Consider the following 11,991-nt stretch of genomic DNA (forward strand, 5'->3'; position numbering starts at 1 on the left):
TCCTCTGTTCCCAGCCAAAGAAAGCCGTAAGTGTCTCTATGAATCGCGTATATCGTATTAGATGTCAAACCATCCTTGGAATAATAGCGCTGAAATGAGACCGGCAATTCTTGCGCAGTGACGGACAAAACGATAAAAATAAGAGTAACGATTACAAGAATTCTTCTCATGATTTATGACTGGTATCTACACCTAAAATATCAAATAAATACGTTAGATTCTATTGAAAGTTCTAAAAACGATTATACGGACGCGAGCGGGGCTAATTTCTAATGCACTAAATATTTGACCGAAAGCCTGTGAAGAAAATAATAATTTCGTCCTTTTTAGTCCATCTAGCTTCCAGAAAACGGTGTAAATTAAGCGAATATGCTTTCTTGGCGAACACAAACAAAATAATAAAAGGAAAATGACGGGAACTGTCATTTATGTTGTTCCCGTCATTATTATCTTCCTTTCCATTTCGGAGATAAAGACAGAATTTAGTCGTAGCCCGGATTCTGGTAGGTTTGTTTTTCCGCAGATGTCATGTTCATCGCATCAAGTTGACCCTGCGGTATGGGTCTTAGATAATGGAACGGTTGAATAGTTCGTGTGAAGGTCGAGGGTGTATGGTCGCCCACATCCATCCCTCCAATCCGATATGTGCGTGCTAGATCTGCCCAAGTCTGCGTTCTGATTAAATCATACCACCTATATCCTTCCCCGTAATACTCTCTCGATCGTTCAGCGAGAATATAGTCTATCGTTATTTGCGCAGGTGTCGCCGCAACCATTGCTCCACTGTTGTCAGCTAGCTTTTCGACATTTCCATTATTATCCCAGCGCCATACGCCAGCACGCGCACGTATGACATTGATTAGCTCGCGCGCTGACTTACCTGCCTGAACGGCAGCTCCCTTCACTGCCGCTTCCGCGGCTACAAAATAAAACTCGGAGAATTTTGCAATATTGAAAGGTCGTGTGCTTGCCGCATTTGGTTGTCCAAGCCCCGTACCGCTATCTGTCCGATATGGTCCTAATTTCCAAAGGCCCGGATACACCCTCCTGCTTATTCCTTGTGGAGAGACAACATAATCTGCTCTATTTGGTAACACGCCAACGCCTATGCTGCTTTTGTAACTACTATTGGAGTAATCAATAGGGGTACTTGGCTCCTCATTTAGGAACGTCAGAACGGCATCGCCAGGTTGAATTGGTAAGTTGTTGGCATTGTACAGGGTCGCATCCGCCACACCAGCTTTATCCCAATTGGCACGGTAAACTGTCGTGAAGGTGCCATCATATCTGGAATCGTTTGTCTTATCGGCAAAGGTCTCTGTTATAACGTTGATCGTTGGCGCCATTCTGGTCCATGGTCGCCCTAGTGGTTGCGAAGCCTCACGTTGTACGGAATTAACCAAATCCTCGCTCGCCCAGTTTGTACGTCTAGCACTGGTAACTCCCGTATAATTCCAGGTCATCATCCAACCTGCAAAGTTATCAGGTGCACCGCCGCTACCATAGCTCAAGCTTCCACCATTATACAGCTCGCTATCTTCGGTGTGATCCGCGTACAACAGGAGCTCCGAATTACGATCGTTGGTCGCTACGTTCACGTCGTAATAGGTAGGTTGTAGATTATAAGGTCCGGGATTATCAATAGCCTCAGCAGCTATATTGTACGCCTGTTGAAAATACCAAGCACTTGTTTGTCCATCTGGATCGACCCGATCAGCCTGTGGATAAGTCGGGATATTCTTTGGGTTCTCTAGCCACCAAGCGTACGTCAAATAGGCTTTTGCTAAGTAAAACTTAGCCACGGTTTTGGTCACCGCTCCCGTCAGGCGTGGCACATCTGGTAGATCCTCAATGGCTTTAAGGAGATCTGGAAAGACAGCTTTGGTATACACCTCAGGAACGGTATTTCTGTTCGAAGTTAAAATAGGTGATATATTGAATTTCAACTCACCAGACCCTAAATCAAGCGGAACTCCACCGAATGTTTGCACCAAAAGGAAATAATCGAATGCACGAAAAAAGTATGCCTCAGCGACTAAGGACGGGGAAATCCCACCAGCAAGCGCAGCATTCTCAATAATACCTGATGCGGTATTGATAATGGGATACGTTTCACCCCAGACGACATCCGCCCTACTGGTCACTGATGTCAGATTTCCAACACCGGAAAAATCCATGTCCCGGAAGTTTCCATCTGCGCTTTGCGCGTAGGTAACCTCATCAGTGCCCGTCAGACATGCATTATAATAGTATGCCTGACCGTAAATATAACGAAGATGCGCATACATAGAAGTTATCCCTCCATTGATTCCGTTTGCAGTTTTGAAATCTTCAGGCGTGAAGATACTTCTTGGCTGCTCTTCCAAAAAGTCAGAGCAGCTTCCCAGCGATAGCGCAACTAGCAACGCAGAAGCGCCCATTACTATATGTGATTTTAATCTTTTCATCGTCAATTATTTAAAATGTAACATTTAGGCCGACCAAGTAGCTCCGTGTGGTAGGCGTATTGCTTCCGACGATCAATACGCGTCGCAAACCTGCGACGGCCACGTTTTCATCCCCGAAAGAATTTGGTTCAGGGTCGCCCCCTGACTCGCTATGGTAAGGCGAGAACATGACAAACGGGTTTTCAACCGTTGCGTAAACCCGGAAGCGATTGATTCCGAGTCCGGAAAGCCAATTTTGGTTGAGGTTATAGCCTAGCGTTATCGTACGAACTTTGAGGTAAGAGGCATCAAAATACCCGAGTGTAGAAGCATATTTGGGATTATCGCCAGACTGAATACCTCCCGGCATAGGATATTTGGCTCCCGTATTCTCGGGGGTCCAATAGTCCACGCTGACATTATTTCCAGATCGCGAATTCAGGGTATTTAAGTAACCTGTTCCACCGTATAGCGAGCTGATTAATGTTCCTCCATTTTGGAAAGCACCGATGATTCCGATATCGAACGCATTGTAGGCTACACGTGTATTAAAGCCGCCTTGAAAGTTTGGCTGCAAATTGAGAATTTGGCGATCTTCAGGCCCTATCTGCCGAGTAGGTACTCCGTCGGCATCATACTCCCCTGTATACTTTACTTTGATCATCCCGGGATTACCTCCCGGTTCGAGGATATCTAAGTGCGGATCCCCCTGTTGCCACAGCCCAATTTTCTCATAATCGAATATTACATCAATTGGATGCCCAACGAACCATTGATTACCTTCGTCGCGCGTCCTTCCTGAAGAAAGTTCAGTTAATTTATTCCTGTTTGCATAAATGTTAACACCCGCTTCCCAGGTCCATCCGTTTACATTATCCACGAGCAGTCCATTAAGCGACAGTTCCACACCCTTATTTTGTGATTTCCCCATGTTTGCCATGTAGCTCCTCACTCCGTTGGTAGCAGGCAACCCCACACTTAATAGGATATCGGTTGTTTTTTGCACGTAGTATTCTGCCGTTCCCGTCAATCTGTTGTTCAGGAATGCAAAATCTAGTCCGTAGTTGTACGTCTCAGAATACTCCCATCCAAGTTGTGGATTTGGCAATTCTGAAACTAAGTAACCGGTTGCAAACTGGCTACCGAAATTATAAGGTCTTGTTCCTAGTAGCCCTAAAGTCTTGTATGGATCGACTGCCTGATTCGAAGTCTGCCCATAACCCACACGCAGTTTCAATTGATCGACCCAATCGACCGATTCCATAAACCGCTCGTTCCCCAAATTCCATCCTACTGACAGCGCAGGGTAAGTATGCCATTTATGCCCAGGAGCCAATCGAGAAGATCCGTCACTACGAAGCGTAGCGGTTAACATATACTTGTTGTCGTATTGGTACATGACTCGCCCCATTAGTGACATTAAGCTGCTCTTTTGATAGGCTTGTAGATCAGGATTAACGACAATTTCTCCTTGGGCACGGCCGATATTATAGAATTGAAATGCATCTAGCGGAATATCGCGTCCCGAAATGACCGTGCTACTGAAATTATTCTGTTCCGCTGAATAAAGACCAACAACATTAATATTATGTTTTTCTGCGAAAGTACGGTCAAAGGTGACCAAGTTTTCCATCACCCATTGAAATGTTCTGCCCGCTGTAGTCGATGCTGTGGACTGGTTGTCCGGCGTCGCACTAAACACCCCTTGACCTGTGTAATTGCCATCATTACTCTGTCTAAAATTCACCCCCAGATTCATTCTGTAGGAAAGACCTTCTACGCCCGGCACTTTGATCTCACCATACATGTTGTTATACGAACCTAAAACACGCGACTGATTTATATATCGGTCGCCTAACGCTTCATAGGATTCTCTTGTATGTATCCACTGCTGACCTGTTGTTTGCTGTTGAATATAGGTTTTCAGCGTGCCATCCGTGTTATATGGATTGGCAATCGGAGAGGCACCTAAAACGGCTCCTGCACTTAAATTATTCCCGTTGGTCACCGAATAATTTTGATTGATATTAAAACCAAACTTAAATATCTTGCCAATAGACTGATCCAAAGCAGCCCGGATATTATAGCGGTTAAAATTTTGTAATGGTATCACGGCCTCATCTCGAAAATAACCAGCTCCGAAATTAAAACTACCTTTTTCCGTCCCGCCATTAATGCTGACATCATGATTGGTGACCACCCCTGTCTTATAAAATAAGTCCTGCCAATCGGTATCCGTGTCGTCCGATTCATCCAACGTATTCTGAAATTGACCTACAAAACGTCTCATTTCTGCAAACTCGGGACCTGACATCACCGGATATTTCGCAAAAGGGGTGCGTAGACCTTGAAACGCATTATAACCTACCCGCGCATCTTGGCCGGCCCTCCCTTTGTTGGTGGTGACCAAAATAACGCCATTTGCACCTCTTGATCCATAGATTGCCGTCGATGATGCGTCCTTCAGGACATCCACACTTTTTATATCTGTCGGATTAATATCCGCCATCGATCCCGCAAAAGGAATACCGTCCAGAACAATCAATGGATCATTACTGGCTGTCAAGGACCGCGTACCGCGAATTCGAATTTGCATCGGTGAACCCGGTTTCGAGGAGTTCTGACTCATATTGACCCCGGCGATACGTCCCTGTAGCGCCCTGCTGATATTCGCAGAGGGCACTTCATTCATTTCTGCGCCGCCAATAGAAGCTACTGATCCGGTGACAGCTTCCTTTCGCTGCGTACCGTATCCAATGACCACTACTTCCTCCATATCGATGTCGGCAGCCTCCATACTAACGGCTAAAAAGGAACTACCGGTTACCACTACTTCTTTGGTTTGGTAACCGAGATTTGTAAACACTAAAGTAGATTCCGGAGGAACGGAAATGGAAAATTCGCCCTGCTGGTTAGTTACTGTCGTGCTATTTTGACCTTTCACCCGGACGGTAACGCCGGATAGTGGAGTGTTCCCTCCTTCCGATACGCTCCCCCGAATTACCTGGTCTTGCGCACTCACGGCTGTAGGCATCAATAAATAGATGGACACTATCGAAATGAATAATAGTAGCACCCCAATTTTTGACGGTACAGCGTGGAACAATTTGAACTTGATATTGCTCATCACTCTTAATTTATATGAATAACATGGTTTATAATTTGCTCCCTTATGAGAAAAGGGAGCGATAGTTCGTGTGAAGTAAATGTTTACCTCGGGTTATATATCTGGCCGCATAAGAAACTCCTATTTTAACGGTTATTAATTATTTTTGACTACATATTTATCGCTGCTTTTCCTTATCGGCGCAGGCGAACCTTGGTCTATAGTTTGCTTTTGTTCGCAGATGTACTATACATCCCAATCATGGCTCCAGTGAAACCTCCCGCCACATCGGTCGACAAAATATCTCCCGAAACGGTACTACCTATATTCTTATAAGCACTGCCGCTCTCTGCATAAGAAAACTGGTATTTGTCCCCATCGGCGCTCACTTTCAACCCTACAAGATCTGTTTTTGAAAGTTGTTCTTTTGCAATAATCTTCGTCTGTCCGTTTTCTGCCCGCGTCAAAACAATATAGGGCTGCTCATCAAGCAAAGTGACGCCGAGCACATAGTTGAACCGCTCGCTTTGTAGACAGGTGAGTCCCGCCATATCGTTCTGAGAACGCGGCGAGTAACTCATCTGTACCTCTGCGGAAAAAGTATTATGTTGCTGCCTGTAGAACAATGCGGATATAGGTTTCTTTTCGGAGATGTCAACCGGATATGGGCGGAGGTAGGTTCCCTGATCGCTTATCTGTAAAAAAGTTTCCCGAGGTCCTCTGAGTGCAACCCAACGATCATCTAGTTCTTTAGCGCTCAAAGCATCTGCAAACACAAAATTTCCGTTTGGAAAATATCCGTCCGTATGTTGCAGATTCTTAACTCCTTTCGGCATACGAACGGTAGGCTTAAGCGGATCCATCCCGCCTTCAAACACGGGCCATTCCCCCGACCAGTCAACGGGCAATATGAAAGTCTCCCGGCCCGTATTGACTTGTTGTGCGTTGTTCGGCCGCACCGCTAGAAAAACACCATACCACTCTCCGGTATGTCCTTCTACTAGATCGGCATGCCCTGCCCATTCAACCCTATTGGGTCTATTTTTATCCAAATGACGTTGCGACAAAATTGGATTTTGCCCGGCAGGGATATAGGGTCCGCTCACGTGATCACTTACAAATATCACTTCGCTATGGTTAGCGCCAGTCCCGCCTTCAGCACACATCAGGTAATATTTATCATTTCTTTTGTAAATATGTGGTGCCTCTATCCAAATGGGCTGCTTAGAAAGATCCACACCACCATCGACAACAATCTTGGAACTGCCTTCTATGACCTGGTCTTTTTCTATGTCATATTCCCAGACCTTAATAACCCGATGCCCTTTATATTGCTCTTTACCCTCGTCCGGGGCATCGTTATGCACCACGTATGCCTTGCCGTCGTCATCAAAAAACAACGCGGGATCGATTCCTCCAAAATTTAACTTGACAGGATCGGACCAGTGGCCGGCTTTCGGATCTTTGGTTTTAACGACCATATTCCCTATTCCAGAGGCTATCTGCGTGGTTATCATATAAAAGGTGTCATTGTTTGGATTGTACATAATGTCGGGTGCATATATCCCTTCACTAATCCCGGCTTCACCAACTTTAAGCTGCGTTTCGCGGTCTAGTACATGGCCAATCTGCTTCCAATTGACCAGATCGTTGGAGTGAAAGATTGGTACTCCGGGGAACATGACGAAGGACGAATTGACTAAATAATAGTCATTCCCTTTACGGGTGATACTAGGATCAGGGTAGCAGCCTTGTAAAATCGGATTATAGAACTCACCTTCAGCCAGTTTATTTTCTTTGTATACCTGATCATCGCCGGTATACTTAAAATTACTAAAAAGAGGCGCGTGCTGATCAGCTACACTGGCCGCCGTTTTTTTACCGCCGTTTCCTTGACACGCGGATAATAACGCAAAAGCGAGTATACAGGACCATTTCCCAATTGCAGTTGTTGTTTTATAGTTTTTGTCTAACATAACGTATAATTGTCGATTTATTTTGGATGTCATTTACTGGTAAAAGTTGCCTTATAAGGCGATTGGTTTACATTTAGTTGTGATGTTTCATGTTAAGTTTAATTCTCTTCAAATCCTCTAGCTCGTGTACGGGCCGTTCGATATGTTCCGGGATACGCATTTTGGAGAACGTTTGAAAGTAAAGCAGGCATGCGTCCTTCCACCAGACCGCGTCTTTAGTCTGGATTTTCAACTTCGATTGGACTTCATTAAAGCGCTGCGGGTCCACTTTATTCTCCAGACGATCCCAAACTTTTTGAAATTCGCGAGCCTGTTGTACACCGGAATCATAACGTCCGCATAGTTCATCCCACAGTGTCTGGCCGCTGCGCATCCGGTAGTCCCAAGGTACGTGATGGAACCAAAGGAGTAGATTTTCGGGGCAGGATACAAGGTCACCGTAGCGTTTATCGAGCGGCGGGCGATATTGAGCCACCGCATTACTACCCGTCGCGGTTCGGTCGAAACCTACTCCTATGGAGTCCGCATTATGGTAATACCAAGGCATCCAGTCGGGTCGTCCGCCCTTGCGGTCGCCCCATGGTTCTGGACCATAATGATGATCAAACGCAAAAATGTGGTGTAGACCCAGCGGCATCATGTAATTGACAAGCGCCTCACGAGAATCCATCATCATTTCTGTGACGGGCCTCACGAACTGCTCATCATTGCTAAAAGTTAATTTTAACCACTCCTGGGCAATCTGCTCGGAAGACAATTGATGCTTCCAGGCGAGTCTACCGAAGGCGTACCAGTTCGCTTGTGCAAAATGATGTCCAGTCCAGTTGCTGTCTTCACCGATATTGGCTACTGCGGCAATGGCACTGATCCCACTAGGATGCCAGGTGCCATCGGTCACCCGGGCTACCGTTGAGCCCACTCCGCGTCCATATGTGTCGCTGTCAAGCGTTTCTTTGAATAGCGGCGCCAGGTAAGCCAGATGATTGGAAAACCCAAGGTATTCTTGCGTAATCTGAAATTCGAGCATCTGTGGCGTTTTTTGCATGGCACCAAACAAGGGGTTAAAAGGCTCGCGTGGTTGAAAATCAATTGGCCCGTTCTTTATCTGCAAAATGACATTATCTCGGAACTGACCATCAAGGGGTACAAACTCGAGGTAAGCCTGCTTTGCGCGATCCTCTGAGGTTGGATTATAAACGAATGCGCGCCACATCACCAATCCACCATAGGGCTTCAGCGCATCGGCCAACATATTAGCTCCCTGGGCATGGGTACGTCCATAATCTTGCGGACCCGGCTGTCCTTCGGAATTCGCTTTCACTAGGAACCCGCCAAAATCCGGCACCAGTGCATACACTTGTTTTACTTTTTTCTTCCACCAGTCCTGTACCTCTTTACGGGCGGGATCAGCGTCTGCCATCCCATCTAAAACTACAGGTGAGGAGAAATTCACCGATAAGTATACCCGGATGCCGTACGGCCGAAAAACGTCGGCTAACGCTTTCACCTTTTCTAGGTACACAGCATCTAATATTTGCGGCGATGCATTCACATTATTTAACACCGTGGCATTGATTCCAATGGCAGCGTTGGCGCGAGCGTAAGCGGCGTAACGGGGAGATATTGTGTGAGGAAGCTCAGCCCATTTCCATAGCGACCGGCCGGCATAACCGCGCTCGATCGTACCGTCGAGATTATCCCAGTGGTTCAATATTCGTACATCATAGCTGGGTATCTCTTCGACACGAAGTTCATCACCCAGCATTGTCATCTCCTGCAGCCGGAGCAGGTGGTATGCGGCATACAACAGACCAACCGGCTGAAAAGCAATCACACGAATGGTCCCCCCAGAAGAATCGATACGATAACCCTGCTTTAATTTCGCTTCTTTCTTCTGCACCTTCAATTCGATAGAGCTGCCTTTCCAATACGTGTCCAATTCCTGGCGCGCCAAAAGCGCGGTTTCATGTTTATTATTGACGTGGATCGTGCGGCTTTTCGCCACCTCAGCGCTCACCGGACGATACCGAAGCCATAACTGACTACCATCTTCTGATATCGCCGACAATGGCAATAGAAGGAATAAAATAGTATAGATTCTTACACCAAACATAGGCTATTGTCCCTCGATAGTTTTAATTCGTCCTTGCTCATCATAGTTTAATTCTACCATTTTCATACTGCGTAACCATGTTTTACCACCTGAGGGTACAGAATCATGGTAAAAAAGATACCATTTACCCTTATATTCGGCAATGCTGTGATGGGTAGTCCAGCCTACCACTGGCGTCAGGATTACCCCCTGATAGGTAAATGGACCATAAGGATTGTCCGCTGTAGCATACACAATCTGATGTGTATCACCCGTAGAATACGAAAAATAGTATTTGCCTTGGAACTTATGCATCCAGGAAGCCTCAAAGAATCTGTGGTCTGTATCGCCCTGCTTTAGAGGCTCGCCGTCCTCATCCAAGATCAGTAGATCGCGGGGGGCTTCATCAAACTGCAACATATCTTCGCGAAGACGCGCTACCTTTGGCATAAGTGCGGGTTCGTGAAAATGAGGAAGGGTACCAGATGGATGCAGTTTGTTACCGCGGTAGGACTGCAACTGCCCGCCCCAGATGCCGCCAAAATACAGGTAATAATTGCCATCTGTATCTTGGAACGCGCTAGGATCTATACTGTAACTTCCTCTTATAGGGTCACCTTGCGGAACAAAAGGCCCATAAGGCGCGTCGCTTGTCGCTACGCCGAGACGAAAAATATCGGTCTTATCTTTTAAAGAAAAATACATATAATACTTGCCATCGCGAAACGCCACGTCGGAATCCCATAATTGTCGTCCCCCCCAAGGAATATCTTCTACAGAGAGTACTTTTCCGTGATCGGTCACTTCCCCACCGACCTCTTCTAGGGAAAAAACATGGTAATCCTGCATATCAAAATGGTCACCGTTGTCATTTTCGGGAGTTCCACTTTCACGGTCGTGCGAAGGATATATGTATATTTTATCTTCAAAAACGTGCGCTGAAGGATCGGCCATAAAATCCGATGGAAATAGATATTGAGATTTGTTCATGCTACTTGTATATTTATTCAGTCATTTATTATTCGCTAAATCCAGCAGTTCAGTGACGAACGGTTTCGCCTGATAGGTCCGGTCAAATAGCAATGGATAGTCTGTACGCCCCGGCACCGGAAAGCCGTTTTTCCAAGATTCCGCATCGCTAATGCCCCATAGCGTGACCCGTGTAATTTTATCGTGATGCTTAAGATAAAGCTTAAAAAAATCGGCGTAGCGATCTCCCAATGCACGCATCACCGAATCTGGCAGTCCGTCGGTATACGGGTTAAGCGCATCCCGGTATGCATAGGTTTCGCTGATCTCTGCGCTCATATTAGGCCTTGCATGCGGCAAAACCGATATATCCATTTCGGTGACCATTACCTTGGTACCTAGGTTTGAAAATGCTAGAATGGTCTTTTCTACCTCGTCGAGCGAAGGATGATCTAACCCATTATGTTCTTGCATTCCGATTGCGTGAACATGGCCACCTTGATCCAACACCTGTTTAACTAAACGCACGATACCGTCGCGCTTTTTCGGGTTTGCCGTCGAATAGTCGTTGTAATACAGTTCTGCACCCGGATCTGCAGCATGCGCAAACTCAAAAGCAAGACGAACAAAATCTTCACCGATAATCTCATAAAATTTACTCTTACGCCATTCGCCATTATCGAGTACCGCTTCATTTACTACGTCCCATCCGTGAATTCGACCTTTATATCGCGACACCACGGTGGTGATGTGGTTCCTCATCCGGTCGATTAAAACCTCCCGCGAGACCTGTTTCCCCTGGTCATCTACAAAAAACCAAGCGGGGGCCTGCGAATGCCAAACCAGGGTATGCCCTATAATGCGCATTTTGTTCTTCTCCCCAAGAGCCACGAATGCATCTGCATGATCAAAGAAGAATTCTCCTTCTTTGGGTTGCAAATACATGCTTTTCATACAATTTTCGGCCACTATGGAATTGAAATGATCTTTGAGGACCACTAGCGCCTTTGGCGTGCGCCCTTTGATCTGGTCGAGATTAAGGGCCGCACCAATGTGAAACTTCTCTGCATAGGCATCCTTTAGGAAACGATCTGCATCGCCCTGCTGATTTAGTGGCTTTTTGGCCATACAACCTATACCCAGAACAGCTACGCCAGCCAATGCTAATGTTTTAATCAAATTCATATATTATTTTCGTTTAAGCTCGTTTTGACATCGATTTTAGGAGCGCGTCTCACACTCAACTCCACTTGTATATCTTCATTCACCTTCTTTGATATCGGATAAAAAACAAGAGCAATCACACCTACTAAAAATGTGACGGCTGGTACAAGACTGGCAACTAAGCGGATACCGAAAAGGCTGCTATCGCTTTGGAGTACGCCCGGCACAAAACCAAATGCATCGATGATGCCGCCGCAT

Annotated in this window: 8 protein-coding genes; all 8 read right to left on the reverse strand. The window is 46.1% G+C overall.

The window, feature by feature from the left end; genetic code table 11:
- The coding region (locus tag HP439_RS19775; protein WP_216657860.1) for a two-component regulator propeller domain-containing protein at nucleotides 1-170 on the reverse strand (170 nt) is incomplete at its 3' end.
- Between the two features lie 312 nt (nucleotides 171-482).
- Nucleotides 483-2,447 (reverse strand): RagB/SusD family nutrient uptake outer membrane protein, encoded by a 1,965-nt coding sequence (locus HP439_RS14460; protein ID WP_172391049.1) that lies wholly within the window; start codon nucleotides 2,445-2,447, stop codon nucleotides 483-485.
- Nucleotides 2,448-2,457: 10 nt separating this feature from the next.
- Complete coding sequence (locus tag HP439_RS14465) at nucleotides 2,458-5,553, reverse strand: SusC/RagA family TonB-linked outer membrane protein (protein WP_172391050.1); 3,096 nt, start codon at nucleotides 5,551-5,553, stop codon at nucleotides 2,458-2,460.
- Nucleotides 5,554-5,750: 197 nt separating this feature from the next.
- Nucleotides 5,751-7,508, reverse strand: coding sequence for a glycoside hydrolase family 43 protein (locus HP439_RS14470; protein ID WP_172391051.1), 1,758 nt, complete (start codon nucleotides 7,506-7,508; stop codon nucleotides 5,751-5,753).
- Nucleotides 7,509-7,581: 73 nt separating this feature from the next.
- Complete coding sequence (locus HP439_RS14475) at nucleotides 7,582-9,621, reverse strand: alpha-glucuronidase (RefSeq protein ID WP_172391052.1); 2,040 nt, start codon at nucleotides 9,619-9,621, stop codon at nucleotides 7,582-7,584.
- A 3-nt stretch (nucleotides 9,622-9,624) separates the two neighbouring features.
- Nucleotides 9,625-10,590, reverse strand: coding sequence for a glycoside hydrolase family 43 protein (locus HP439_RS14480; protein ID WP_172391053.1), 966 nt, complete (start codon nucleotides 10,588-10,590; stop codon nucleotides 9,625-9,627).
- A gap of 21 nt (nucleotides 10,591-10,611) precedes the next feature.
- Nucleotides 10,612-11,697, reverse strand: a complete 1,086-nt coding sequence (locus HP439_RS14485) for an endo-1,4-beta-xylanase (protein ID WP_216657862.1) — start codon at nucleotides 11,695-11,697, stop codon at nucleotides 10,612-10,614.
- A gap of 53 nt (nucleotides 11,698-11,750) precedes the next feature.
- The coding region (locus HP439_RS14490; protein ID WP_172391055.1) for an MFS transporter at nucleotides 11,751-11,991 on the reverse strand (241 nt) is incomplete at its 5' end.

Origin of the sequence: Sphingobacterium shayense, from assembly GCF_013179575.1 — a bacterium.
Taxonomy (GTDB): Bacteria; Bacteroidota; Bacteroidia; order Sphingobacteriales; family Sphingobacteriaceae; genus Sphingobacterium; species Sphingobacterium shayense.